The organism is Pseudomonas sp. PS01270 (assembly GCF_029959775.1).
In the GTDB taxonomy this organism is placed as follows: domain Bacteria; phylum Pseudomonadota; class Gammaproteobacteria; order Pseudomonadales; family Pseudomonadaceae; genus Aquipseudomonas; species Aquipseudomonas atacamensis.
In genome coordinates, this window is sequence record NZ_JASCPT010000027.1 from 1 (window position 1) to 25,901 (window position 25,901).

Below are 25,901 nucleotides of genomic sequence, written 5' to 3' on the forward strand. Positions count from 1 at the left end.
CGAAAGCGGTGTGTCAGTTTTCAATGATGCTGACTGACACGACGCCTTCGCGAGCAGGCTCGCTCCCACAGGGGGCAATGCAGGTTCTTACATGCCTTTAACGGCGTAAATCCCGTTGGCATTGCGCCAGTAGCCTTTGTAGTCCATGCCATAACCGAAGATGTAGCGGTCGATGCACGGCAGGCCGACGAAATCGGCTTTCAGGTCAGGGCGTGCCTTGCGGTCGTGGTCCTTGTCGATCAGCACTGCGGTGTGCACTTTGCGTGCGCCGGCGTGTTTGCAGAAGTCGATGATCGCGCCCAGGGTATGACCTTCATCGAGGATGTCGTCGATGATCAGCACGTCGCGGTCGATGAACGAGACTTCCGGCTTGGCTTTCCAGAACAGGTCGCCGCCGCTGGTTTCGTTGCGATAACGGGTCGCGTGCAGGTAGGACGCTTCCAGCGGGAATTGCAGATGCGTCAGCAGTTTGCCGGAGAAGATCAGGCCGCCGTTCATTACGCAGAACACCACCGGATTGCTGTCAGCCAGTTGTTCGTTGATTTGTGCACCGACGCGGGCGATGGCCGCCTCGACTTCAGATTCGGTGTACAGGCAGTCAGCCTCTCGCATGATTTGACGGATATGCTCGAGATCAGCGGACATGGCGCTCTCCAGGGGTTGGCGGAATTGGAAAAGCGGGCAAAGGTACGCATCCCGCGAGGTCGAATCAAGCTCTTATGGACTAACGTACAGAATGTCCTATAGGACATCACCCTCGGATAGATTAATCTAGGCCGGTTTTTTTGCCCGCCGCCGGAGCCTTTCCCATGCCCATCCTCGAGATCCGCCATCCGCTGATCCGTCATAAACTCGGCCTGATGCGCCGCGCTGACATCAGCACCAAGAATTTCCGCGAGCTCGCTCAGGAAGTCGGCGCCCTGTTGACGTATGAAGCTACAAAAGATCTGCCGCTCGAATCCTACGACATTGCCGGCTGGTGCGGCACCGTGTCGGTGGAGAAGATCGCCGGCAAGAAGATCACCGTCGTGCCGATCCTGCGTGCCGGCATCGGCATGCTCGAAGGCGTGCTGAGCCTGATCCCGGGTGCCAAGGTCTCCGCTGTGGGCGTTGCCCGCAACGAAGAAACCCTGCAAGCGCACACCTATCTGGAAAAACTGGTACCGGAAATCGACGAGCGTCTGGCGATGATCATCGACCCGATGCTCGCCACCGGCAGCTCCATGGTTGCCACCATCGACCTGCTGAAAAAGGCCGGTTGCCGCGACATCCGCGCCATGGTCCTGGTGGCCGCGCCGGAAGGCATTGCTGCCGTCGAACAGGCGCACCCGGACGTGACCATCTACACCGCGTCCATCGATGAACGTTTGAACGAGCACGGCTACATCATTCCTGGGCTTGGCGATGCTGGTGACAAGATCTTCGGCACCAAGCAGAAGGACGCGTAACCATGCAGCAAGAGTTCAACGATCCGCTCTGGCGCACGGTGCTGTCCGGCGCGCAGATGCTGTTCGTGGCCTTCGGCGCCTTGGTGCTGATGCCGCTGATCACCGGCCTGGACCCGAACGTGGCACTGTTCACCGCGGGTCTGGGGACGATCCTGTTCCAGATCGTCACCGGCCGTCAGGTGCCGGTGTTCCTCGCGTCGAGCTTCGCTTTCATCACGCCGATCATCCTCGCCAAGGGCCAGTTCGGCCTCGCCGCGACCATGGGCGGGGTGATGGCGGCCGGTTTCGTCTACACCTTCCTCGGCCTGGCTGTGAAGATCAAAGGCACCGGCTTCATTGACCGTTTGCTCCCGCCGGTAGTGATCGGTCCGGTGATCATCTCCATCGGCCTGGCCATGGCGCCGATTGCCGCGAACATGGCGATGGGCAAGGCCGGCGACGGCAGCGAGCTGATCCACTATCAGACGGCGATGATGATTTCCATGCCGGCGCTGCTGACCACGCTGATCGTGGCGGTGTTCGGCAAAGGCATCTTCCGTCTGGTGCCGATCATTTCCGGCGTGCTGGTGGGCTTTGCCATGTCGTTCTATTTCGGCGTGGTCGACACAGCGAAAATTGCTGCAGCGCCATGGTTCGCCCTGCCGCACTTCACTGCGCCCGAGTTCAACTGGCAGGCGATTCTGTTCATCGTCCCGGTGGCGCTGGCCCCGGCGATCGAGCACATTGGCGGCGTGATTGCCGTCGGTAGCGTGACCGGTCGCGATTACCTGAAGAAGCCAGGCCTGCATCGCACCCTGCTCGGTGACGGCATCGCCACCACGGCCGCCGGCCTGTTCGGTGGCCCGCCCAACACCACGTACGCCGAAGTGACCGGCGCGGTGATGCTGACCAAGAACTACAACCCGAAAATCATGACCTGGGCGGCGATCTTCGCCATCACCCTGGCGTTCATCGGCAAGTTCGGCGCGCTGCTGCAGAGCATTCCGGTGCCGGTGATGGGCGGGATTCTGTGCTTGCTGTTCGGTTCGATCGCAGCGGTGGGCATGAACACCCTGATCCGCCACAAGATCGACCTGGGAGAAGCGCGCAACCTGGTGATTGTTTCGGTGACGCTGGTGTTCGGTATCGGCGGCGTGCTGGTCGGCACCGGCACCGGTCCTGATGACTTCGGCCTCAAAGGCATCGCGCTGTGCGCGGTGGTTGCGATTGCGCTGAACCTGATCCTGCCGGGCAATGATGGCTGGAAGCAGAAGAAGGCGGATGAGCCGCTGATTTAACCCCCCGCCATGATCGTTCCCACGCTCCGCGTGGGGATGCCTCAAGGGACGCTCCGCGTCCAGTGACGCGGAGCGTCACGGGCTGCATTCCCACGCAGAGCGTGGGAACGATCACTGTGTGAGCGGGCTTGCTCAGAGGGCCAGCGGCGCTCGTTCGCAGAGCGTGGCCAACGCCTTGGCCCATTGCGGGTCGTCGTTCAGGCACGGCACCAGCACCAACTCCTCGCCCCCCGCTTCGCGGAACTGTTCCCTACCGCGATCGCCAATCTCTTCCAGCGTCTCGATGCAATCGGCAACGAACGCCGGACACATCACCAGAATCTTTTTCACTCCGCTTTTGGCCAGTTCATCCAGCCGCGCTTCGGTGTACGGCTCGATCCATTTCGCCCGGCCCAGGCGCGACTGAAACGACACCGACCATTTGCCGTCCGCCAGGCCCATGCTTTTGGCGAAGGCGGCGGCGGTACGGAAACACTGCGCGCGATAACAGGTTGCCAATACCGCCGGCGAGGCGGTCTGACAGCAATCGGCGCCCTTGAGGCAGTGATTGCCCGTCGGGTCGAGTTTGCTCAAATGCCGCTCAGGCAAGCCGTGAAAGCTCAGCAGCAGATGATCGTAGTCCTGCTGCAGATGTGGTCGAGCGCTGGCGGCCAGTGCCTCGATGTATTCCGGCTGATCGTAGAACGGTTGCAGGATCGACAACTGCACGTCGAGTTTCTTCTCGCGCAGCACGCGCCGGGCTTCTTCGATCACCGTGGTCGTGGTGCTGTCGGCGAACTGCGGGTACAGCGGCGCCAGCGTGATCTTCTTGTGTCCCGCTTTGACCAGACGCAGCAGACAGGTTTCGATCGACGGCTCGCCATAACGCATCGCCAGATCCACCGGGCCGTGTTTCCAAGTCCGGGTCATCTGCTCCTGCAAGCGGCGGCTGAGCACCACCAGCGGCGAGCCCTCTTCCCACCAGATCGAGGCATAGGCATGGGCCGATTGCTCGGGACGCTTGATCAGGATCAGCGACACCAGCAACCGCCGCAGCGGCCATGGCAGGTCGATCACGTAGGGGTCCATCAGAAACTGATTGAGGTAGCTGCGCACATCGGCCACCGAGGTGGAGGCCGGAGAGCCCAGGTTGACCAGAAGCAAAGCGTGATCGGTCATGCAACGTCCTATTTCAGAGGCGGCTGGAGAGATCATCCAGAGCCGCGCGTAAATCCGTAAAGCGGAAGCTGAACCCCGCTTCCATCAGGCGTGCCGGCGTCGCACGCTGGCCGCCGAGCAATAACAGTGACAGCTCGCCGAGCATGACTTTCAGCGCCAGGGTCGGCATCGGCATGAACGCCGGGCGGTGCAACACACTGCCCAAGGTCTTGGCAAATTCGCGGTTGCGCACAGGTTTCGGCGCGCAGGCATTATAAGGACCGCTGGCCTGATTCCGGTGCAGAAGAAAATCAATCAGGGCGATTTGATCGTCGATGTGAATCCACGGCATCCACTGTCGACCATTGCCCAAAGGCCCGCCCAGCCCGAGCTTGAACGGCAGCAACAGCCGCGACAAAAAGCCGCCCTCGGCCGACAGCACCAGACCGGTTCGCACCAGCACTACGCGGATGCCGAGATTCTCGGCACGCAGCGCGGTCTCTTCCCAGGCGATACACAACTGACTGGCGAAGTCGTCGATGCCGGGCGGTGATTCTTCAGTCAACTCGCGTTCGCCACCGTCGCCGTACCAGCCGATCGCCGAGCCGGAAATCAGCAGCGCCGGTTTCTGCGCGCGGGTTTCCAGCCACGCCAGCAGCGTTTCCGTCAGGGTGATGCGACTGCTCCACAGCAACGCCTTGCGTCGATGGGTCCAGGGGCGATCGGCAATCGGTGCACCAGCAAGATTGACGATCGCATCCAGCGGCTCTTCGCCGAGGTCCTCCAGACGCGAAATTCCGCGCACTTGCGCGCCGCAGATCTGCGCGACTTTTTCCGCGCGGCGACTCCACACCGTCAGGCGATGGCCCTGCTCCAGCCAGTGCCGGCAGAGCTGACGTCCGATCAAACCAGTACCGCCGGTCAGCAATATGTGCATGACATCTTCCTCGCGTGGCGTTTAACCCGGATCACTAGTCTATTTTTATAGGCAGGGATCTTTTCGATCGGGCAGGCTCTATGGTTTAACAATAGGCCAAGCTGTCAGAACGAGAACGCTAGAAGTTATACCAAAAAACAGAATTGTACAGGTTTCATCGACGGCGTAGTCTGTACAGAAAGGTAAACGAGGCCCCTATGACTGTACCTATCGCAATCATCGGCACCGGCATCGCCGGGCTCTCCGCCGCTCAGGCTCTGACAGAGACCGGGCATACCGTTCAACTGTTCGATAAAAGCCGCGGCAGCGGCGGGCGCATGTCGAGCAAGCGCAGCGACGCCGGCTCGCTGGACTTGGGCGCTCAATACTTCACCGCGCGTGACCGGCGCTTCGTCACCGAAGTGCAGCGCTGGCAGAGCCAGGGCTGGGCCGCCGAGTGGGCGCCGCAGCTTTACACCTTCCAGGGCGGCCAACTGAACATGTCGCCGGACGAGCAGACCCGCTGGGTCGGCACGCCGCGCATGAGCGCCATCACCCGTGGCCTGCTCGATGGCCTGGACGTGCAGTTTGCCTGCCGCATCACCGAGGTCTATCGTGGCGAAGAACACTGGCATCTGCAGGACGCCGACGGCTGCACCCACGGCCCCTTCAGCCATGTGGTGATCGCCACACCGGCACCGCAAGCCACCGCGCTGCTGGCCGCCGCACCGAAACTTGCCGGCGTCGCTGCCGGGGTGAAAATGGAGCCGACCTGGGCCGTCGCCCTCGCCTTCGAAACCCCACTCGATACGCCAATCGAAGGCTGCTTCGTACAGGACAGCCCGCTCGACTGGCTGGCGCGCAACCGCAGCAAACCCGGGCGCGACAGCACTCTCGACACGTGGGTGCTGCATGCAACCAGCGCCTGGAGCCGGCAACACATCGACCTCTCCAAGGAGGCGGTGATCGAGCATCTGCACGGTGCTTTCGCCGAACTGCTGCACAGCGCCATGCCTGCGCCGACCTTCAGCCTCGCCCACCGCTGGCTCTACGCCCGCCCCGCTACCGGCCATGAATGGACCACACTGGCCGATGTCGATCTGGGCCTGTACGCCTGTGGCGACTGGTGCCTGTCGGGCCGCGTTGAAGGCGCCTGGCTCAGTGGTCAGGAGGCTGCACGTCGCTTGCACGAACACCTGCAATGAATCGCATCAATCCGCGTAAATTGCTGCTGTCGAAGTGGACAGCAGCCCACCCGCAAAATCGCGAAAAACATTTTCTGGTCACCGAACTGATCCGCGACGAGGAAGGTACGGTGCTGGAAGTTGAATTGCAGGCGGTGCTGACCCAGCGTAGCGAGCGACTGGATTGGCAGGTGCTGAAAGACAGCGAGCACTGGTTACTCGGCTGGAAATAGATTTCCCTTGTGGGAGCGAGCCTGCTCGCGATAGCGCTGTATCAGATGCGAATTCCTTTACTGACCCACCGCTTTCGCGAGCCGGCTCGCTCCCACAGATTCAGCTCCGTACAAAAATCTTATACAAATCATTTGACTTGTACATCCATCGATCTATGCTGAGGAAAAGTTGTACAGAGATAACTCTCTGTACAGGTATAGATTCGAGGTGCTCATGTCTACTGCTTCCCTGTCCAAGCCGAAGATCGCCATCAGCGCCTGCCTGTTGGGCGAAGAAGTGCGCTACAACGGTGGGCACAAGGAATCGCGGCTGTGCAGCCGTACCCTCACCGAATATTTCGATTTCGTCCCGCTGTGCCCGGAAGTCGCCATCGGCATGGGCATTCCCCGTGAGCCGATTCGGCTGGTCGGCGACCCTGAACAACCCGAGGCCGTCGGCACCGTCGACCGGACCATCAACGTCACCAGGCCGCTGGCCGAGTACGGCGAGAAAATGGCCGCCGAGTTGCAGGACCTGTCCGGCTACATCTTCATGCAGCAGTCGCCCTCCTGCGGGCTGGAACGGGTCAAGGTCTATCACGACAACGGCGCGCCAGTGAACGGTGGCGGACGTGGCATCTATGCGCAGGCATTCTGTGCCCAACATCCGGATCTGCCGGTGGAAGAAGCCGGGCGCCTCAACGATCCGGTGCTGCGGGAAAACTTCATCACCCGCGTGCTGGCCTACAGCGCCTGGCAGCAAGTGCTCGCCGAGGGCCTGAGCCGTCGCGCCCTCACCGAATTCCATTCGCGCTACAAGTATCTGCTGATGGCGCACAACCCGCTGCAATACAAAAACCTCGGCAAGATGCTCGGCAACATGGCCGACAGCGATCCCGCCGAACTCGGCCCGCGCTATTTCAGCGAGCTGATGGCCGCGCTGAAGAAATGCGCCACTCGCGGCACCCATTGCAACGTGCTGCTGCACCTCAGCGGTTATTTGAAACAATCGCTGAGCGCCGAAGACAAACAGGAAATGCAGCAGATCATCGGCCAGTACCGCCAGGGCATCGTGCCGCTGGTGGTGCCGTTGACGCTGCTCAAACACCATTTTCGACTCCATCCGGACCCGTACATCGCGCAGCAGGTTTACCTGCAGCCGCACCCGGAAAACCTCAGTCTGCGAAACGCGATCTAATGAACGATAAAACCGACAGCAGCGCCCGGGAAGACCTCGGCGCCGACTTCAAGAAAGCCCTCGACGAGGGCTGGTTGCCGATTCGCGAAGTCGCGCGGCAGACCGGCGTCAACGCCATCACCCTGCGCGCGTGGGAACGTCGCTATGGGTTGGTGGTGCCCCAGCGCACGCCCAAGGGCCATCGACTGTATAGCGCTGAACATGTGCAGCGGATCATGGCCATCCTCACCTGGCTCAACCGTGGCGTTGCGGTCAGCCAAGTCAAGCCACTGCTCGATGCGCCGCAGGCCTTCACGGAAACCGTGGAAAACGATTGGCAGCGTCTGCATCAGACGTTGTTGTCGGCGGTCACCTCGCTCAATGAGCGGGCGCTGGATGACAGCGTCAATCAGGCCATCGCCTTGTATCCGCCACGGACGTTGTGCGAGCAATTGCTGATGCCGCTGCTGGCCGAGCTCGAACAGCGCTGGCAGGGCCAGTTCGGCGCACAGATGGAACGGACGTTTTTCTTTTCCTGGTTGCGCAGCAAATTCGGCGCACGCATCTACCATAACAACCGCCAGCTGCATTCGGCGCCGCTGCTGTTGATCAATCATTCCGACCTGCCGCTGGAGCCACATCTGTGGCTGTGCGCATGGCTGATCAGCAGTGCCGATTGCCCGGTGCAAGTGTTCGACTGGCCACTGCCGGCCGGTGAACTGGCGCTGACCGTCGAGCATCTGCAAGCCCGTGGCGTGCTGCTGTATTCGAGCAAAGCCATGCAACTGGCGCAGTTGCCCAAGCTGTTGGCGAACGTCAATTGCCCGACCTTGATTGCTGGCCCCACGGTGCACATTCACCACACCGAGTTGTCCGCACGCACCGCCCAGACTGCCGATCTGTTCCTGGCTGAAGATCCGCTTGCCGCACACCAGGCGCTGCTCGAGCGCGGATTGATTTGATGATGGGTTTAATCACATGCAACTGATCTGGCTGCGCAGCGACTTGCGCCAACATGACAACACTGCCCTCGCGGCCGCCGCAGCGCGCGGCCCGACCGTGGCGGCGTATCTGTTGAGTCCGCAGCAATGGCTGGAGCACGACGATGCGCCGTGCAAAGTGGATTTCTGGCTGCGCAACCTGGGCGAACTGAGCCAGAGCCTCGGCGCGCTGAACATCCCGTTGTTGATTCGCAGCGCACCGCACTGGGATCAGGCACCGGCAGAACTGCTCAAGCTGTGCCGGCAATTGAAGATCGAAGTGGTGCACGTCAACGAGGAATACGGCGTCCACGAAAGCCGCCGCGATGAAGCCGTGGCCGAAACGTTGCGAGCCGAGGGCATTGAGTTCCACAGCTATCTGGATCAGTTGCTGTTCAAACCCGGCACGATCCTGACCAAGACCGGCACCTATTTCCAGGTGTTCAGTCAGTTCCGCAAGGTCTGCTACGAACGCCTGCACCGCTCGATGCCGGCATTGATCAAAGCACCGGGCAAACAGGCCGCGCTGGATATCGAAAGTGACGCAATTCCCGAGGCGGTCAAAGGCTTCGCCACGCCGAGCGAATCCCTGCGCGCCCTGTGGCCGGCCGGCGAGCAAGAGGCGCGGCGCCGCCTCGACACCTTCACCGACGCGCAGATCGATTATTACCGCAGCGAACGCGACTTCCCGGCCAAACCCGGCACCAGCCAATTGTCGGCGTACCTCGCCGCCGGGGTGATCTCGCCACGCCAGTGCCTGCACGCTGCACTGCAAAGCAATCAGGGCGAGTTCGAAAGCGGCAAGGTCGGCGCAGTGACCTGGATCAACGAGCTGCTGTGGCGCGAGTTCTATAAACACATTCTGGTCGGCTATCCACGCGTCTCGCGGCATCGCGCCTTCCGCCCGGAAACCGAGGCGCTGGCCTGGCGCGATGCGCCGGAAGAACTCAAGGCCTGGCAGGAGGCACGCACCGGACTGCCGATCATCGACGCGGCGATGCGTCAACTGCTGGAAACCGGCTGGATGCACAATCGCCTGCGCATGGTCGTAGCGATGTTCCTGACCAAAAACCTGCTGATCGACTGGCGCGAGGGCGAACGCTTTTTCATGCGCCACCTGATCGACGGCGATCTGGCGGCCAACAACGGTGGCTGGCAATGGAGCTCGTCGACCGGCACCGACTCGGCACCGTACTTCCGTATCTTCAACCCGTTGAGCCAGTCGGAAAAATTCGATGCCGAAGGCGTGTTCATCAAGCACTGGTTGCCGGAACTGGCCGGGCTCAACAAGAAGGAAGTGCACAATCCGGCGGCAGCCGGAGGACTGTTCGGCGTGGCCGATTATCCGGCGCCGATCGTTAACCTCAGCACTTCACGCGAGCGTGCGCTGACAGCGTTCAAGAACCTGCCGTCGCGCCAGCCTGTGGGCGGCAGCGATGAGTGAATTCCTGCGCAGCTTCGCCCGCGAGTTTTCCGGGTTGAACAAAGACAACCTGCATCGCCTCGGCGAGCTGTATAGCGACGACATTCATTTCACCGATCCGCTGCACGAAGTTCAGGGCCTGGCACAACTGCGGGATTACTTCAGTGAGCTGTACGCCAACGTCAGCGATCTGCGTTTCGATTTTCACGGCTTTGACCAGATCCGCGAAGGTGAGGGTTACCTGCGCTGGGTCATGAGTTATCGCCATCCGCGCCTGGCCAAGGGCCGGGAAATCAGGGTCGGTGGCTGTTCGCACCTGCTCTGGCGCGACAAGGTTTATCGCCATCGGGATTATTTCGATGCCGGGGCGCTGCTGTATGAACACTTGCCAATATTGGGCCGGGCGATTGCCTGGCTGAAAAGGAGAATGGGATGAGTCGTACACCTCCACGGCGGTATTGGTTGACCGGCGCCAGCAGTGGCATCGGCGCAGCATTGTGTGAGGACATTCTGAAAAGCGGCGCGCACCTGGCGGTCAGCTCGCGCTCGGCCGCGCCGCTCAAGGTTTTGTCCCAGCGTTACCCGGGCCAGGTGCTGGTGGTGCCCGGCGATCTGACCAACAGTCAGACCGTGCGCGAAATCGGTGAGCAGATCGCCGAGGCCTGGGGTTCGCTGGACAGCGTGATTCTCAACGCCGGCACCTGTGAATATGTCGACGCGCGCCAGTTCGATTCGTCGATCATCGAGCACGTGGTGCGCACCAATCTGCTCGCCAGTAGCTATTGCATCGAAGCCGCCCTGCCGCTGTTGCGCAAAGGCACCGCGCCGCATCTGGTCGGCATGGCCAGCTCGGTGACTTACCTGCCGCTGCCACGGGCCGAAGCCTACGGCGCATCGAAGGCCGGGCTGCGTTACCTGTTCGAATCGCTGCGCATCGATCTGGCGGATGAAGGCATTGAAGTCACCATCATCAGCCCGGGTTTTGTCGAAACGCCGCTGACCGAAAGGAACGATTTCCCGATGCCGCTGAGCTGGCCTGCGGATAAAGCGGCGCGGCACATCTTCGCCAAACTCAAGGACCGTCCGCTGGAAATTGCCTTCCCGGGACTGTTCATGGCCGCGCTGTGGCCGCTATCGAAACTGCCCGCCCGCGCGCAATTGGCGATCGGCAAACGCATGGTGCGCAAGAACCCACCGCAGCGGGACCCGATATGAAAATCGCCGTAATTGGCAGCGGTATCGCCGGGCTCACCTGCGCCTACCTGCTGAACCGCCGCCACGACATCACCGTGTTCGAAGCGAGTGACTGGGTCGGCGGCCATACCCACACCGTACCGGTCAGCGTGGCCGGGCAGTCGTTCGCCATCGATACCGGTTTCATCGTGTTCAACGACTGGACCTACCCGAACTTCATTCGCTTGCTCAACCAGCTCGGCGTGGCGTTCAAGCCGACCGAAATGAGCTTTTCGGTAACCGACCCGGACACTGGCGTGGAGTACAATGGCAACAATCTCAACAGCCTGTTCGCCCAGCGCAGCAATCTGTTGTCGCCGGGGTTCTGGGGCATGCTGCGCGACATTCTGCGCTTCAACAAAGAAGCGCAGCGCGACCTGATAGAACTGCGCATCGCCGCCGATACCACCCTCGATGATTACCTCAAGGCTGGCGGCTACGGCGAGCGTTTCATCCTGCATTACATCGTGCCGATGGGCGCGGCGATCTGGTCGATGCCGATGGCGGAAATGCTCAATTTCCCGCTGCAATTCTTCCTGCGTTTCTTCAAGAATCATGGCCTGCTCTCAGTCAGCGATCGTCCGCAGTGGCAGGTCATTGAAGGCGGTTCCAGTGCTTATGTGGCGCCACTGACCGCTTCATTCAGTGACAGGATTCGCCTGAACTGCCCAGTCAAGCGCGTCGAGCGCAACCAGCACGGCGTGGTTATCCACAGCCCGGCCGGCCTCGAACATTTCGACAAAGTGGTGTTCGCCTGTCATAGCGATCAGGCGCTGAACCTGCTGGCCAACCCGAGCGACGCCGAGCGCTCGATTCTCGGCGCCCTGCTCTACGCCGATAACGATGTCGTGCTGCACACCGACACGCGCCTGCTGCCAACGCGCAAACTGGCCTGGGCCAGCTGGAACTATCGCCTTGGCGGCGCCGGCCATACCCGCGCGGCGGTCACCTACAACATGAACATCCTGCAGGGCATCGAGAGCGACACTACGTTCTGCGTCAGCCTCAACCAGACTGCCGGCATCAGCCCGGATAAAGTGCTGGCCCGCTATACCTACGCCCACCCGCAATACACCCTCGCCGCAGCGGCCGCGCAAAACCGTTGGGGCGAACTCGATGGCGAGCAGCACACACATTATTGCGGCGCCTACTGGGCCAACGGCTTTCATGAAGATGGCGTGGTCAGCGGGCTGCGCGTAGCCGCCGCGTTCGGTGAAACCCTGTGAACAGCGCTCTGTACAGCGGCGTCATCGGCCACCGACGTTTTTCGCCGCGCCGCCACGAATTCCGCTATCGCATCGGTTTGCTCTATCTCGACCTGAGCGAACAGGACGCCGTACTGGCCCTGTCGCCACTGGCCGGGCGCAGCCGCTTTGCGCCGTTCTCGTTTCGCGAAACCGATTACCTGAAAGCCTTCACCGGCAAGGGCATGCGCCTGATCGACGCGGTGCGCCAGCAGGTCGGCGCAGCCATCGGTCATGAGCCACAAGGCGCGGTATGCCTGCTGACCCAGCCGCGCAGTTGGGGCCTGTCGTTCAATCCGGTGAGTTTCTTCTATTGCCATGAAGCCGACGGGCAACTGGCGGCGATCGTTTGTGAAGTAACCAATACGCCATGGCGCGAGCGTTATCACTATGTGCTGCCGGCGCAGGTGCCGACCAGCCTGGTGGATTTCCACCAGCATTTCGCTGTGGCCAAGGCGTTTCACGTCTCGCCGTTTCTGCCCCGCGACCTCGAATACCGCATGAGCTTCAGCCCCGCTGCGCAAAGCCTGGGTGTGCACATGGCCGATTGGCAGGGCAACGAGAAACTGTTCGACGCCACGCTCAATCTGCGCCGTGAACCGCTCGATCGTCGCAGCCTGCATCGCTACCTGCGGCGCTTTCCGTGGATGACCGCAAAAACCGCTCTGGCGATTTATTGGCAAGCACTGCGACTGCTGCTCAAGCGCGCGCCGATCTTCCCTCACCAGGCTGCCGACGGCAGCTTTAAAACCGCCACTGTGCCTCCGAAGGAGCCGCACCATGAAATCCTCTAGCCTGCCGCTCGGTCGCTTCAGCACCAACGGTTTGACCGGCTCGCTGCTGCGCCGTGGCGTGTTGCGCCAATTGGCCCAGCTCAAACACGGACAATTGATGGTCGTCGAGGATGGCGAACAAATGCTTTTCGGCACCCCGGGCAGTGCTCTGCTCGGCGAAGTCCATGTACTCGACCCGGCCCTGTGGGGCATGGTCGCCAGTAGCGGCTCGATCGGCGCCGGCGAAGCATTCATCCACGGCTATTGGAGTTCGCCGGACCTGACTGCTGTGGTGCGCGTATTCGTCAGCAATCTCGATGTACTCGATGCCATGGAAGGTGGCTTGGCGCATCTGGGCCGGCCCTTCGTACAAGGGCTGCACTGGCTCAATCGCAACACGCGCAAGGGTTCGCAGAAAAACATCGCCGCGCACTACGACCTCGGCAATGAACTGTTCGAACAGTTTCTCGACCCGACCATGATGTATTCCGCCGCCCAGTTCCTTTCGCCGAGCGACACCCTGGAACAGGCGCAACTGAACAAACTCGAGCGCATCTGCCAGAAACTCGCGCTCAAACCCAGCGACCACCTGCTGGAAATCGGCACCGGTTGGGGCAGCATGGCCCTGTACGCAGCGCAGCATTACGGTTGCCGCGTGACCACTACGACGCTGTCGAAAGAGCAGTTCGCGTTCACTGCCAAGCGTATCGAACAACTCGGCTTGCAGGATCGCGTCACCCTGCTGCTCAAGGACTACCGCGACCTCAGCGGCGAGTACGACAAACTGGTGTCGATCGAGATGATCGAAGCGGTCGGCCATCGGTTCCTGCCCACCTACTTCAAGCAATGCGCGCACTTGCTCAAGAGCAACGGCCTGATGCTGCTCCAGGCGATCACCATTCGCGAACAACGCTACGAACAGGCCAAGCGCAGCGTCGACTTTATCCAGCGCTACATCTTCCCCGGCGGGGCCCTGCCCTCGGTGCACAAGATGCTCGATGTGGTCAGCCGCGAAACCGACATGAACCTGCTGCACATGGAAGATTTCGGCCTGCATTACGCCAAGACACTGCGCCTGTGGCACGAGAACTTTCGCCTCGCCCATGGTCGCCTGAGCGAACTGGGCTACGACGATTATTTCCTGCGCCTGTGGGAGTTTTACCTGTGCTATTGCGAGGGCGGATTCCTCGAACGCACCATCGGCACCGCGCAATTGCTGCTGGCCAAACCGGCGGCGATGACCGCGCCGCTGCTCGGGCGCTTCGATGCGTGAGCGAATCGCCAATGCCGTGCTGTTTCAGCTCGGCTGGCTGGCCTGCGTGCTCGGCGGCAACAGTTTATGGCTGTTGCTGGCGCTGGCGGCACTGGTGATTCATCTGCGCTGGATCAGCAGTTGGGCGGCGGAAGGTCGTTTGATACTGTGCGTGGTGATTGTCGGCACGGCGGTGGACAGCGTCTTGCGTTACCTCGATGTGTTCCGCTTTGCAGACGCCTCACCGCTGATTCCACTGTGGCTGATGCTGCTCTGGGCGCTGCTCGCCACCACGTTGCGCCACTGCCTGGCCTGGAGCGCGCGACCCTGGTGGCTGGCCAGCGGACTTGGCGCGGTGGGCGGCGCATTGTCGTACTACGGCGGCGGACGGCTGGCCGGCGTGCAATTTCCCTATGGCCATATCCCCACGCTGATCTTGATCGGGCTGCTCTGGGCCGTGCTTTTTCCGTTGTTGCACTTGATGGCGCGACGTCTGGCGCCGTGAGCGTCCGTCAGCGCTTTCACACCCACAGCGATCACTGCCTTACACTGCCACGATGAAAACCATCCCCCACACCCAAATTGCCGAACCGGCGGTCACCTGCTCGACCTGTGCGGCGTGCTGCTGCCAGCTCGAAGTAATGCTGATCACCGACACCGGCGTGCCTGATCGCTTTATCGATACCGATGAATGGGGCGGTGAAGTGATGCTGCGTCTGGACGACGGCTGGTGCGCGGCGCTGGATCGCGACAGCATGATGTGCACGATCTATGAACGACGCCCGCTGATTTGCCGCGAGTTTGAAATGGGCGCGCCGGAGTGCATCGAAGAGCGCCGGGGTATTGCGACAGCCTACCGCTGATTCTTTGACAACGCAGAAACAACTGTGGGAGCGAGCCTGCTTGCGAAGGCGGTGTGTCAGCCACCATTTGAATTGACTGACACTCAGCTTTCGCAAGCAGGCTCGCTCCCACGTCGGTTCCGCGTAGCGGCGTGTTACAGCGGCATTGTGTAATGCAGCGCGTAGCTTTCTACACCATCGTTGTCGCTGGACAGGCCGGCGTTGGAGTAGTGCGTGGCGCGGATGCCGACTTCGTGGCCGCCGTTGAAGCGCAGGCCGACACCGATGCGGTCTTCGAACTGGAAGGACCCGCCCAGCTTGTTGCTCTCATATTCGGTGTTGGAGAAGAACGCCGCGCCGATACCCGCTTCAACGTACGGTTTGACCGACTGACCGGCAAACTCGTAAACGAATACAGGCGAGAACGACAGGCTGTTGTTGCTGGAAGTCTTGTCACCTTCCCAGTACGTGTAGGCACCACTCCAGTAGCCAGTCAGGCGACCGACGTCGCTCTGCAGCCAGCTCTTGTCCCAGTCGAAATTCATGCCTAAGCGATACGTCATCGTCGAATCGCTGGTACCGCCGACGGCGAATTCAACGCCAGCGGCTTGTGCAGAAATGCTTTGCCCCATCAGTGCGGCCGCAATCGCGGCCAAGCAGAATAGTCGCTTCACTTTGAAACTTCCTTTTCCGGAACGATCGTTTGGTTTTTAGTTGCTGCTGTCGCTATAGAAATCCGCGCTTGGTCAGAAGTTCAGCGTTTTTTTAGTTATTTCACATTTTTTTTACAAGTCGAAGTTTTGCACATTCGACGCAGTTTGGCCCAGCAACGGTAGGATTTTTCTGAGGGATTGCGGATCGCCGCTGGTCCAGAACTTCACAGGCTGGCTCGGACGTTGCGCCAGCAGATCACGCTCGGCGAGCAAGCGCTGCAACTGTCGGGCTACGGCAGTTCCGGTATCGATCAGGCTGACATCGTCGGCGATCATCGACCTGAGTAACGGCTTGAGGAAGGGATAATGGGTGCAGCCAAGAATGATTGTGTCGCAGTTTTGCGCCAGCAATGGAGAGACGTAACCTTGCAATAAAGTGCGTAGTTCGGCGCTGTGCAGATCACCCGTTTCGATCAGTTCGACCAGTCCCGGACAGGGCTGGGTGATGACTTTTATGTCAGCCGCGAAACGATCGAGCAACGCGGCAAACTTTGCGCTCTGCAACGTGCCGGTCGTGGCCAGAACGCCAACCACGCCGCTTCGCGTGGCCGCAGCGGCCGGTTTGACCGCCGGTTCCATGCCGACAATCGGCCAGTCCGGGAAATCACGACGCAGGTCGGCAACACCGGCCACGGTCGCGGTATTGCATGCCAGCACCAAAGCCTTGGCACCCTGCTCGCGAAAAAATCCTGCCATCGCACTGCAACGCTGGCGGATGAATTCCGGGGTTTTCTCGCCGTAAGGAATGTGCCCGCAATCGGCGACGTACAGCAGCGATTCGTTGGGCAGCAAGCGCTGAATTTCGCCGAGGACCGACAAGCCGCCGACCCCGGAATCGAACACGCCGATCGGCGCTTCACGCATGGCGCGCGCCACAGACGCTGCAGCCCGGATCACGCTTGACCCGCAGCTCACGGAAGCGCGAACCCAGAGCGTCGATCAGCAACAAACGCCCCACCAATGGCTCGCCAAAGCCGACCAGCAGTTTCAACGCTTCCAGCGCCTGCAAGCTGCCGACCAGACCGACCAGCGGCCCGACCACGCCGGCCTCGCTGCAGGTCAGTTCGGCTTCGCTGCCGTGTCCGTACAGGCAGTGGTAGCAAGGGCTCTCGCCACGCCGTGGATCGAACACCGACAGCTGCCCTTCCAGACGAATCGCCGCGCCACTGACCAGTGGCTTGCACGCGGCAACACAAGCGGCGTTAACCGACTCGCGCGTGGAAAAGTTGTCCGAACAATCGAGCACCAGATCCACCGCCGCCACCGCTGCACCTAGAGAATCCTCGTCCAGCGCCTGGCGATGAGCGACCAGTTGAATTTCCGGATTGATCGCGCCCAGGCGCTTGAGCGCCGAGTCGACCTTGGACATGCCGACACTGTCGGTGTCGTGAATGATCTGCCGTTGCAGATTGGTCAGATCGACCGTGTCGAAATCCGCCAGATGCAATTCGCCGACGCCCGCTGCCGCCAGATACAACGCCACTGGCGCGCCGAGACCGCCGAGGCCGACGATCAGCACGCGGCTGCCTTTGAGCTTCAGCTGCCCGTCGATGTCGATGTGTTGCAGCAGAATCTGCCGGCTGTAGCGCAGCAATTCCTGATCATTCAGCACGGCAGGCGCCCCAGACTGATGCGTTGATGGCCGCCCAGATCGGTGCGGCTATGGACTTCTTCAAAGCCACGGGTAAGCAGCAGATCACGCACGGCTTCGGCCTGATCATAGCCGTGTTCGAGCATCAGCCAGCCGCCGGTTTCAAGATGATCCGGCGCCTGCGCAACAATCAGGCGCAGATCATCGAGGCCATCTTCACCGGCGACCAGCGCACTGGCCGGTTCGAAACGCACATCACCCTCGACCAGATGCGGATCGGCGGCGGCAATGTACGGCGGGTTGCTGATGATCAGTTGAAAGCGCTGGCCTGCAAGTGCGCTGAACCAATGGCTGTTCAGCACCGTAGCGTTGTTCAGGTGCAGACGCTGGCGGTTGCGTTCGGCCAGGGCCACGGCTTCGAGCACGCGATCCACAGCGGTGACTTTCCACGCCGGCCGTTCGCTGGCCAAGGCCAAAGCAATCGCGCCACTGCCGGTGCCCAGATCAAGAACCTCGGCCGGAGTTGCCGGCAGCAGCTCAAGGGCTGCCTCCACCAGCAATTCGGTGTCGGGACGCGGAATCAGCGTGTGCGGCGCGACTTCCAGATCCAGCTTCCAGAAGCCCTGCTGGCCGAGAATATAAGCCACCGGTTCACCGCTACGCCGCCGTTGCAAATACTCGGCAAAGGTCAGCGCAGCCTCGCTCGGCACGATGCGCTCGGGCCAGGTGTGCAGGAAGCTGCGCGACTTGCCCAATGCGGCGGCCAGGAGCAATTCAGCGTCCAGACGCGCAGTCGGCGAGTCCGGCAACTCGGCAGCGCGCAACAGGCTGGCGATGATGGTCATTTATTCACCTATCGCTGCGAGCTGGTCAGCCTGATATTCGGCCAGCAGCGGCTCGATCACAGCTTCGACGCCACCGGCGAGAATTTCATCCAGGGAATACAGGGTCAGGTTGACGCGATGGTCGGTGACCCGGCCCTGGGCGTAGTTGTAGGTGCGGATACGCTCGGATCGATCACCGGAGCCGACCAGCAACTTGCGCTCACTGGCAATCGCGTTGGCCGCCGCAGCGTTTTGCTGATCGTTGAGCTTGGCCGACAGCCACGCCATCGCCCGGGCACGGTTCTTGTGCTGGGAACGCTCTTCCTGACACTCGACGACGGTGCCGGTCGGGATGTGGGTAATGCGGATCGCCGAATCGGTGGTGTTGACGTGCTGACCACCGGCGCCAGAGGAACGGTAAGTGTCGACACGCAGATCCGCCGGGTTGATCTCGATGGCTTCGCGCTCGTCCGGCTCGGGCAATACAGCCACGGTGCAGGCCGACGTGTGAATCCGACCCTGGGATTCGGTGGCGGGTACGCGCTGGACGCGGTGTGCGCCGGACTCGAATTTCAGCTTGCCGTAAACGTTGTCGCCTTCAATGCGCGCGATGACTTCTTTATAGCCACCGTGTTCGCCTTCGTTTTCCGAGAGGATCTCGACGCGCCAGCCACGCCGCTCGGCATAACGCGAGTACATGCGGAACAGGTCGCCGGAGAAGATCGCCGCCTCGTCGCCACCGGTGCCGGCGCGAATTTCGAGGAAGACGTTGCGCCCGTCATTCGGATCTTTAGGCAGCAGCATGCGCTGCAGATCGGATTCCAGCGTGACCAGCAACTCCTTGGCTTCGCGAACTTCTTCCACGGCCATTTCGCGCATGTCCGGGTCGTTGTCCTTGAGCAGCGCCTGCGCGCCTTCAAGATCGCTTTGGACGCCGAGCAGCTTTTTATAGGCGGCCACTACCGGCTCGAGTTCGGCGTACTCCTTGGAATAGGCGCGGAACCTGGCCTGATCGGCAATGACTTCACCGTCGCCGAGCAGCGCGGTCAGTTCCTCGAAACGGTCCTGGAGAATGTCCAGCTTGTTGAGCAGTGACGCTTTCATTGCGTTTTTTTATCCGAAAAACTATCCGGTGAGCCCTCAAGGGCAAAGAGTTCCTGGGCCATGGCCAGCGCATCGAGGCGGCCTTCGGCAGACAGCTTTTTCAACTGCACGCTGGGCGCATGCAAGAGTTTGTTGGTCAGGCCACGGGCCAGTTGCCCGAGCACGTCTTCGGCGTTGCCGCCGTTGGCCAGCAGACGCAGGGCCTTCTGCAATTCCTCGTCACGCAAGCGTTCGCTCTGTTGACGATAGGCCTTGAGCACATCGACTGCCGCCAGTTCGCGCAGGCGCACCATGAAATCGTCGGCGCCGACCGAAACCATTTCCTCCGCCGCTTGCGCAGCGCCCTGACGGCTCTTGAGGTTCTCGGCGACCACTTCGTGGAGATCGTCGACGCTGTACAGGTAAACGTCGTCCAACTCGCCGACTTCTGGCTCGATATCGCGCGGTACCGCGATGTCGACCATGAAGATCGGCTTGTGCTTGCGCAGCTTCAGCGCACTTTCCACCGCACCCTTGCCGAGGATTGGCAACTGGCTGGCGGTCGAACTGATGACGATATCGCTGCGCACCAGTTCCGCCGGAATGTCCGAGAGCAGCACGGCGTGAGCGCCGAATTGCTCGGCCAACTGGCTGGCGCGCTCCAGCGTGCGGTTGGCGACGACGATGCGCTTGACCCCCAGCTCATGCAAATGGCGCGCGACCAGCGTAATCGTCTCGCCGGCACCGATCAGCAGCGCCTGGCTGCGTTGCAGATCGCTGAAAATCTGTTTCGCCAGGCTCACCGCAGCAAACGCCACCGACACCGGGTTCTCGCCGATCGCGGTATCGGTACGCACTTGCTTGGCGGCATTGAACGTCGCCTGAAACAGCCGCCCCAGCAGCGGACCGATGGTGCCGGCCTCGCGGGCCACGGCGTAGGCCGATTTCATCTGGCCGAGAATCTGCGGTTCGCCCAGCACCAGCGAGTCAAGCCCGGAGGCGACGCGCATCATGTGACGAACAGCCGCATCGTCTTCATGCACATAGGCACTGGCGCGCAGCTCGTCGAGGCTCAGATGGTGATAATCGGCCAGCCAGCGCAGCACGACATCGGCCGAGAGCTGATCCTGTTCTATATAAAGCTCACTGCGATTGCAGGTGGAGAGGATCGCGGCTTCGCGGCTGTCGGTCAGTCGGCAGAGCTGCTGCAAGGCCTCCACCAGCTGCTCAGGGGTAAAGGCCACGCGCTCGCGGACGTCTACTGAAGCAGTCTTGTGGTTAATACCGAGTGCAAGGAAGGCCATTCAAGGTCGCTGGTGGTGACGTGAAGCCGGCAATTGTCCTACTTCGAAAGATTCAGAACAACTACCGCTGACTATTGTCCCAATCGTCAGCCCCTATAATGGCCACAATTGAGTCTCGGTTATGTTTGGCCGAAGGCTTGTGTCATGATGATCCGACCGCAGGTTAGTCGTCCTCTTCCTATATGAATAGATCTTCCGCGTTGCTCCTCGCTTTTGTCTTCCTCAGCGGCTGCCAGGCCATGGCGCCCGTTGCGCCGGACGGCACCCCGCCGGTCGAAGACACCACGCCCGCACCTGAAAAGCCCAAGGTTTACGGCTCATTCAGCGAGGAAACCGTGTTCAGTCTGCTGAGCGCCGAACTCGCCGGCCAGCGCAATCGTTTCGACATTGCCCTGGACAATTACGTGACCCAGGCCATCAACACCCAGGATCCGGGCGTCTCCGAGCGGGCTTTCCGCATCGCCGAATATCTGGGCGCCGATCAACCGGCCCTCGACACCGCGCTGATCTGGGCCCGCAATGCCCCGGACGATCTCGAAGCGCAACGCGCCGCCGCCGTGCAGCTGGCCCGCGCCGGGCGCTACGACGACTCCATGGTCTACATGGAGAAAGTCCTGCAGGGCAAGGGCGACACCCATTTCGATTTCCTCGCGCTGTCGGCCGCCGACACCGATCAGGAAACCCGCAACGGTCTGATGAAAAGCTTCGACCGTTTGCTTGAGCGCCACCCGAACAACAATCAGCTGATTTTCGGCAAGGCCCTGCTGTTGCAGCAGGACGGCGACAATCAAGGTGCGCTTACTCTGCTTGAAGACAATCCGCCGGAAGACGGCGAAATCGCACCGATCCTGCTGCGTGCGCGCCTGCTTCAGTTGCTCAACCGTGGCGACGAAGCGCTGCCGCTGTTACAGAAAAGCATTAGGAAATACCCGGAAGACAAACGCCTGCGCCTGACTTACGCGCGCATGCTGGTCGAACAGGACCGCATGGACGACGCCAAGGCCGAATTCTCCACCCTCGTTCAGCAATACCCGGAAGACGATGAACTGCGTTATTCGCTGGCACTGGTGTGCCTGGAAGCCAAGGCGTGGGATGAAGCCAAGGGCTATCTGGAAGACCTGATCGCTCGCGAAAGCCATGTCGATTCAGCGCATCTGAACCTCGGCCGGATTGCCGAAGAGCGCAATGACCCACAAGGCGCGCTCATCGAATACGCCCAGGTCGGCCCGGGCAATGACTACCTGCCGGCACAGCTGCGTCAGGCCGATATTCTGATGAGCAACGGCAAGACCGCCGAAGCGCAAAGCAAACTGGCGGCCGAGCGTGACGAGCAACCGGATTACGCGATCCAGCTGTATCTGATCGAGTCGGAAAGCCTGTCGGCCAATAAACAGGACGACAAGGCCTGGAAGGTTCTGCAACAAGCGCTGCAGAAATACCCGGACGATCTCAATCTGCTTTACACCCGCGCCATGCTCGCGGAGAAACGCAATGATCTGGCGCAAATGGAGAAAGACCTGCGCCTGATCATCAAGCGCGACCCGGACAACGCCATGGCGCTCAATGCACTGGGCTACACCTTGTCCGATCGCACCACCCGCTACGCTGAAGCGAAAACGCTGATCGAGCAGGCGCACCAGATCAATCCGGAAGACCCGGCGGTACTCGACAGCCTCGGCTGGGTGAACTATCGCCTGGGCAATCTGGACGACGCGGAGAAATACCTGCGCCAGGCGCTCGAGCGTTTCCCCGACCATGAAGTCGCCGCGCACCTTGGCGAAGTCCTCTGGGCCAAGGGCAATCAACGCGAAGCCAAAAAAGTGTGGGGCAAGTTCCTCAAGGATCAGCCCGACAGCACCATTCTGCGCAGCACCATCAAGCGCCTGACCGGATCCGAGAATCTTTAAACCATGCTTTTGCGCCACGTTATTGTTTTCAGCTTCATCGCCCTGCTCGCCGGTTGCTCGGGTTTCGGCACTCGCGAATCAGTCGAGGGTCACGGCAGCCCGGCTCAATGGGCAGCGAACAAACAGCAACTGACCGGCCTTGATGGCTGGCAGATCGACGGCAAGATCGGCATCCGCGCGCCGAAGGATTCCGGCAGCGGCACGCTGTTCTGGCTGCAGCGTCAGGATTACTACGACATTCGCCTGTCCGGCCCGCTGGGTCGTGGCGCGGCACGCCTGACCGGGCGCCCGGGCAAGGTGTCGCTGGAAGTCGCCAACCAGGGCCGCTACGAATCGCAATCTCCTGAAGCCCTGCTCGAAGAACAGCTGGGCTGGAAATTGCCGGTATCCAATCTGGCCTGGTGGGTTCGTGGCCTGCCCGCGCCGGAAAGCAAGAGTCGCTTGAACCTGGACGCCGACAGTCGTCTGGCCAGCCTTGAGCAGGACGGCTGGAAAGTCGAATACACCGCCTACACCGAACAGAATGGTTACTGGCTGCCCGAGCGCATCAAGCTGCACGGCACCGACCTTGACGTAACGCTGGTGATCAAGACCTGGCAACCGCGCAAGTTGGGGCAATAAAGCATGACCGCTGCACGCCTGACCCTGCCCTCGCCGGCCAAACTCAACTTGATGCTGCACATTCTCGGTCGCCGTGAAGACGGTTATCACGAATTGCAGACGCTGTTTCAGTTCCTCGATTACGGCGATGAAATCACTTTCGCCGTGCGCGATGACGGCGTGATTCAACTGCACACCGAGTTCGCCGGCGTGCCCCACGACAGCAACCTGATCGTGCGCGCGGCGAAAATGTTGCAGCAACAATCCGGCTGCGCGCTCGGCATCGACATCTGGATCGACAAAGTCCTGCCCATGGGCGGCGGCATCGGTGGCGGCAGTTCGAATGCGGCGACGACCCTGCTCGGGCTCAACCATTTGTGGCAACTGGGCTGGGATGAAGATCGTCTTGCGCAACTGGGCCTGTCACTCGGTGCCGACGTACCGGTGTTCGTCCGTGGCCATGCAGCATTTGCCGAGGGTGTTGGCGAGAAACTGACCCCGGTCGACCCCGAAGAACCGTGGTATCTGGTGCTCGTGCCGCAAGTCGCTGTTAGTACGGCAGAAATTTTTTCCGATCCTTTGTTGACACGTAACACACCGCCCATTAAAGTGCGCCCCGTTCCCGAGGGAAACAGTCGAAATGACTGCTTGCCGGTGGTCGCAAGGCGTTATCCAGAGGTACGTAACGCATTGGATTTGTTAGGTAAATTTACCGAAGCAAAGCTCACCGGAACTGGAAGTTGTGTGTTTGGGGGCTTCCCAAGCAAAGCTGAAGCTGATAAAGTCTCGGCCCTTCTGACAGAGACCCTTACAGGGTTTGTAGCGAAAGGAAGCAACGTTTCGATGTTGCATCGCAAGCTGCAAAGTCTGCTCTAAAGGAATCAAGTGCCCGGCACTTGAAAGCAACAGATACAGGGGCGTCGCCAAGCGGTAAGGCAGCAGGTTTTGATCCTGCCATGCGTTGGTTCGAATCCAGCCGCCCCTGCCATTTTCTCTACTCATCCAGGTTACCCTCAGCCTCTAGGTACTGCGCGTGTCCAAGATGATGGTCTTTACGGGGAATGCCAACCCCGATCTGGCTCGGCGTGTCGTACGTCAGCTGCATATCCCTCTCGGTGACATCTCTGTCGGCAAGTTTTCCGACGGCGAAATCACAGCCGAGATCAATGAAAACGTTCGCGGTAAAGACGTCTTCATTATTCAGCCGACCTGCGCTCCGACCAACGATAACCTGATGGAACTGGTAGTGATGGCTGATGCCTTCCGCCGCTCCTCGGCTACTCGTATCACTGCTGTTATTCCTTATTTTGGTTATGCCCGTCAGGATCGCCGTCCGCGTTCCGCACGTGTGGCTATCAGCGCGAAAGTCGTTGCTGACATGCTTACCGTAGTCGGCATCGACCGTGTTCTCACGGTTGATCTGCATGCTGACCAGATTCAGGGCTTCTTCGATATTCCGGTAGATAACATCTACGGCTCCCCGGTTCTGGTGGATGACATTGAAGATCAGCGCTTCGAAAACCTGATGATCGTGTCCCCGGACATTGGTGGCGTCGTGCGTGCACGGGCTGTTGCCAAGTCGCTGGGCGTCGATCTCGGGATCATCGACAAACGCCGTGAGAAAGCCAATCACTCTGAAGTGATGCATATCATCGGTGATGTCGAAGGGCGTACCTGTATTCTCGTCGATGACATGGTCGATACCGCCGGCACCCTGTGCCACGCGGCCAAGGCCCTGAAAGAGCATGGCGCAGCCAAGGTCTTTGCCTACTGCACACACCCTGTGCTGTCGGGCCGGGCCATCGAGAATATCGAAAATTCCGTGCTGGACGAGCTGGTGGTGACCAACACCATTCCGCTGTCCGCTGCAGCACAAGCCTGTGCACGTATCCGTCAACTGGATATCGCACCGGTTGTTGCCGAAGCGGTTCGCCGCATCAGCAATGAAGAATCGATCAGCGCGATGTTCCGTTAAGGGCCCTGCCCTTCGCGAAATGTTTCGTTGACGAAAAGCGCCCCGCCCCGGCATTCCTGTCGGGGCGGGGCTTTTTTGCCCATACCGTGTTCGGCGCTGGTCGCAAACGCCACTCGGTCATGGCTATTTTGGAGATACAAAATGAACGATTTTACTCTGAATGCTGAAGTGCGTTCCGACCTGGGGAAAGGTGCGAGCCGCCGCCTGCGTCGTCTCGCCGCTCTGGTTCCAGCTGTTGTTTACGGTGGCGACAAAGCCCCTGAATCCATCAGCATGCTGGCCAAAGAAGTTGCCAAACTGCTCGAAAACGAAGCGGCTTACAGCCACATCATCGAGCTGAACGTTGGTGGCACCAAGCAGAACGTCATCATCAAGGCTCTGCAGCGTCACCCGGCCAAAGGCCACGTGATGCACGCTGACTTCGTACGCGTTGTTGCCGGCCAGAAACTGACCGCCATCGTGCCTGTACACTTTGTTGGCGAAGAAGCTCCAGTGAAGAAAGGCGGCGAAGTTTCGCACGTTGTTGCTGAAATCGAAGTGACCTGCCTGCCAAAAGATCTGCCTGAGTTCATCGAAGTCGATCTGTCGAAAGCAGAAATCGGCACCATCATTCACCTGTCGGACCTCAAAGCTCCTAAAGGTGTTGAGTTCGTTGCTCTGGCACACGGCGATGACAAGGCTGTTGCCAACGTCCACGCTCCACGTGTTGCTGCAGAACCTACCGAAGAAGGCGAAGCAGAGTAATTCACTCTGTCATGCCGGAGTGAGCAAGTAACATCGCGGACTGGAACGTAGCGAGAAAGCGG

28 protein-coding genes and 1 tRNA gene are annotated in these 25,901 nt (G+C 60.6%); 20 read left to right on the forward strand and 9 right to left on the reverse strand.

All coding sequences use genetic code 11. The features are described 5' to 3' along the window. Window positions 1–87: 87 nt before the first annotated feature. A complete protein-coding gene (locus QMX86_RS10720; protein WP_016773231.1) occupies window positions 88–645 on the reverse strand; it encodes a hypoxanthine-guanine phosphoribosyltransferase in 558 nt (185 codons plus the stop codon). Between the two features lie 164 nt (window positions 646–809). Between QMX86_RS10720 and upp the strand changes: the two genes are divergently transcribed. Beyond that, window positions 810–1,448, forward strand: coding sequence for a uracil phosphoribosyltransferase (gene upp / locus QMX86_RS10725; RefSeq protein WP_024014279.1), 639 nt, complete (start codon window positions 810–812; stop codon window positions 1,446–1,448). Window positions 1,449–1,450: 2 nt separating this feature from the next. Further along, window positions 1,451–2,725 (forward strand): uracil-xanthine permease family protein, encoded by a 1,275-nt coding sequence (locus tag QMX86_RS10730; protein WP_071173568.1) that lies wholly within the window; start codon window positions 1,451–1,453, stop codon window positions 2,723–2,725. A gap of 132 nt (window positions 2,726–2,857) precedes the next feature. On the opposite strand, the gene hemH is transcribed toward QMX86_RS10730, so the two are convergent. Both hemH and QMX86_RS10740 read right to left on the reverse strand, forming a co-directional pair. Beyond that, window positions 2,858–3,883, reverse strand: a complete 1,026-nt coding sequence (gene hemH, locus QMX86_RS10735) for a ferrochelatase (RefSeq protein WP_073473492.1) — start codon at window positions 3,881–3,883, stop codon at window positions 2,858–2,860. 13 nt (window positions 3,884–3,896) lie between these two features. Beyond that, the gene (locus QMX86_RS10740) at window positions 3,897–4,799 is read right to left on the reverse strand and encodes a TIGR01777 family oxidoreductase (RefSeq protein ID WP_282386082.1); all 903 of its coding nucleotides are present in this window, start codon (window positions 4,797–4,799) and stop codon (window positions 3,897–3,899) included. Window positions 4,800–4,996: 197 nt separating this feature from the next. Here QMX86_RS10740 and QMX86_RS10745 point away from each other — a divergent pair, with 197 nt between their 5' ends. From QMX86_RS10745 to QMX86_RS10800, 12 genes are all read left to right on the forward strand, one after another. After that, window positions 4,997–5,983, forward strand: coding sequence for an NAD(P)/FAD-dependent oxidoreductase (locus tag QMX86_RS10745; RefSeq protein WP_024014282.1), 987 nt, complete (start codon window positions 4,997–4,999; stop codon window positions 5,981–5,983). Further along, the gene (locus tag QMX86_RS10750) at window positions 5,980–6,195 is read left to right on the forward strand and encodes a TIGR02450 family Trp-rich protein (RefSeq protein WP_076564097.1); all 216 of its coding nucleotides are present in this window, start codon (window positions 5,980–5,982) and stop codon (window positions 6,193–6,195) included. Before QMX86_RS10745 ends, QMX86_RS10750 begins: the two co-directional genes overlap by 4 nt. 214 nt (window positions 6,196–6,409) lie before the next feature. After that, entirely contained in the window at window positions 6,410–7,372 is a 963-nt protein-coding gene (locus QMX86_RS10755; RefSeq protein WP_041479992.1) for a DUF523 and DUF1722 domain-containing protein, read from the forward strand. Further along, the gene (locus tag QMX86_RS10760) at window positions 7,372–8,313 is read left to right on the forward strand and encodes a MerR family transcriptional regulator (protein ID WP_016773222.1); all 942 of its coding nucleotides are present in this window, start codon (window positions 7,372–7,374) and stop codon (window positions 8,311–8,313) included. Before QMX86_RS10755 ends, QMX86_RS10760 begins: the two co-directional genes overlap by 1 nt. A gap of 16 nt (window positions 8,314–8,329) precedes the next feature. Next, a complete protein-coding gene (gene phrB / locus QMX86_RS10765) occupies window positions 8,330–9,775 on the forward strand; it encodes a deoxyribodipyrimidine photo-lyase (protein WP_243243460.1) in 1,446 nt (481 codons plus the stop codon). Continuing rightward, a complete protein-coding gene (locus QMX86_RS10770) occupies window positions 9,768–10,190 on the forward strand; it encodes a nuclear transport factor 2 family protein (RefSeq protein ID WP_122747838.1) in 423 nt (140 codons plus the stop codon). Before phrB ends, QMX86_RS10770 begins: the two co-directional genes overlap by 8 nt. Beyond that, a complete protein-coding gene (locus tag QMX86_RS10775; protein ID WP_016773219.1) occupies window positions 10,187–10,969 on the forward strand; it encodes an SDR family NAD(P)-dependent oxidoreductase in 783 nt (260 codons plus the stop codon). Before QMX86_RS10770 ends, QMX86_RS10775 begins: the two co-directional genes overlap by 4 nt. Continuing rightward, entirely contained in the window at window positions 10,966–12,213 is a 1,248-nt protein-coding gene (locus QMX86_RS10780; protein ID WP_016773218.1) for an FAD-dependent oxidoreductase, read from the forward strand. Before QMX86_RS10775 ends, QMX86_RS10780 begins: the two co-directional genes overlap by 4 nt. Next, a complete protein-coding gene (locus QMX86_RS10785; protein WP_122507860.1) occupies window positions 12,210–13,025 on the forward strand; it encodes a DUF1365 domain-containing protein in 816 nt (271 codons plus the stop codon). Before QMX86_RS10780 ends, QMX86_RS10785 begins: the two co-directional genes overlap by 4 nt. Beyond that, complete coding sequence (locus tag QMX86_RS10790; protein WP_282386092.1) at window positions 13,012–14,277, forward strand: cyclopropane-fatty-acyl-phospholipid synthase family protein; 1,266 nt, start codon at window positions 13,012–13,014, stop codon at window positions 14,275–14,277. Before QMX86_RS10785 ends, QMX86_RS10790 begins: the two co-directional genes overlap by 14 nt. After that, on the forward strand, window positions 14,270–14,761 hold the full coding sequence (locus QMX86_RS10795) for a DUF2878 domain-containing protein (protein ID WP_282386094.1): 492 nt from the start codon (window positions 14,270–14,272) through the stop codon (window positions 14,759–14,761). The genes QMX86_RS10790 and QMX86_RS10795 overlap by 8 nt, the downstream gene beginning before the upstream one ends. A 52-nt stretch (window positions 14,762–14,813) precedes the next feature. Next, on the forward strand, window positions 14,814–15,119 hold the full coding sequence (locus tag QMX86_RS10800; RefSeq protein WP_024014290.1) for a YkgJ family cysteine cluster protein: 306 nt from the start codon (window positions 14,814–14,816) through the stop codon (window positions 15,117–15,119). Between the two features lie 134 nt (window positions 15,120–15,253). Here the strand turns inward: QMX86_RS10800 and QMX86_RS10805 are convergent, their stop codons facing one another. The 6 genes from QMX86_RS10805 to hemA form a co-directional block, all read right to left on the reverse strand. Then, window positions 15,254–15,772: an acyloxyacyl hydrolase gene (locus QMX86_RS10805; RefSeq protein ID WP_122507863.1), complete on the reverse strand. Its 519-nt coding sequence runs from the start codon at window positions 15,770–15,772 to the stop codon at window positions 15,254–15,256. Window positions 15,773–15,883: 111 nt separating this feature from the next. Further along, window positions 15,884–16,675, reverse strand: coding sequence for a glutamate racemase (murI, locus tag QMX86_RS10810; protein ID WP_071173577.1), 792 nt, complete (start codon window positions 16,673–16,675; stop codon window positions 15,884–15,886). Beyond that, window positions 16,668–17,423 (reverse strand): molybdopterin-synthase adenylyltransferase MoeB, encoded by a 756-nt coding sequence (locus tag QMX86_RS10815; RefSeq protein ID WP_282384384.1) that lies wholly within the window; start codon window positions 17,421–17,423, stop codon window positions 16,668–16,670. The genes murI and QMX86_RS10815 overlap by 8 nt, the downstream gene beginning before the upstream one ends. Beyond that, the gene (prmC, locus tag QMX86_RS10820) at window positions 17,417–18,247 is read right to left on the reverse strand and encodes a peptide chain release factor N(5)-glutamine methyltransferase (protein WP_282384382.1); all 831 of its coding nucleotides are present in this window, start codon (window positions 18,245–18,247) and stop codon (window positions 17,417–17,419) included. The genes QMX86_RS10815 and prmC overlap by 7 nt, the downstream gene beginning before the upstream one ends. After that, complete coding sequence (gene prfA / locus QMX86_RS10825; RefSeq protein ID WP_130928619.1) at window positions 18,248–19,330, reverse strand: peptide chain release factor 1; 1,083 nt, start codon at window positions 19,328–19,330, stop codon at window positions 18,248–18,250. Then, complete coding sequence (gene hemA / locus QMX86_RS10830; RefSeq protein WP_282384380.1) at window positions 19,327–20,613, reverse strand: glutamyl-tRNA reductase; 1,287 nt, start codon at window positions 20,611–20,613, stop codon at window positions 19,327–19,329. The genes prfA and hemA overlap by 4 nt, the downstream gene beginning before the upstream one ends. A 182-nt stretch (window positions 20,614–20,795) precedes the next feature. Here hemA and QMX86_RS10835 point away from each other — a divergent pair, with 182 nt between their 5' ends. From QMX86_RS10835 to QMX86_RS10860, 6 genes are all read left to right on the forward strand, one after another. Continuing rightward, window positions 20,796–22,520 carry a tetratricopeptide repeat protein gene (locus QMX86_RS10835; RefSeq protein ID WP_273526151.1) on the forward strand — a complete coding sequence of 575 codons (1,725 nt, stop codon included), beginning with the start codon at window positions 20,796–20,798 and terminating at the stop codon, window positions 22,518–22,520. 3 nt (window positions 22,521–22,523) lie between these two features. Further along, entirely contained in the window at window positions 22,524–23,141 is a 618-nt protein-coding gene (gene lolB, locus QMX86_RS10840; protein WP_016773207.1) for a lipoprotein insertase outer membrane protein LolB, read from the forward strand. A gap of 3 nt (window positions 23,142–23,144) precedes the next feature. Continuing rightward, window positions 23,145–23,996, forward strand: coding sequence for a 4-(cytidine 5'-diphospho)-2-C-methyl-D-erythritol kinase (gene ispE, locus QMX86_RS10845; RefSeq protein WP_122706695.1), 852 nt, complete (start codon window positions 23,145–23,147; stop codon window positions 23,994–23,996). Between the two features lie 37 nt (window positions 23,997–24,033). After that, window positions 24,034–24,108 (forward strand) — tRNA-Gln (locus QMX86_RS10850). Window positions 24,109–24,153: 45 nt separating this feature from the next. Then, a complete protein-coding gene (locus tag QMX86_RS10855; RefSeq protein ID WP_003171603.1) occupies window positions 24,154–25,095 on the forward strand; it encodes a ribose-phosphate pyrophosphokinase in 942 nt (313 codons plus the stop codon). A 141-nt stretch (window positions 25,096–25,236) separates the two neighbouring features. After that, a complete protein-coding gene (locus tag QMX86_RS10860; protein ID WP_024014298.1) occupies window positions 25,237–25,839 on the forward strand; it encodes a 50S ribosomal protein L25/general stress protein Ctc in 603 nt (200 codons plus the stop codon). The last annotated feature ends 62 nt before the right edge of the window (window positions 25,840–25,901 follow it).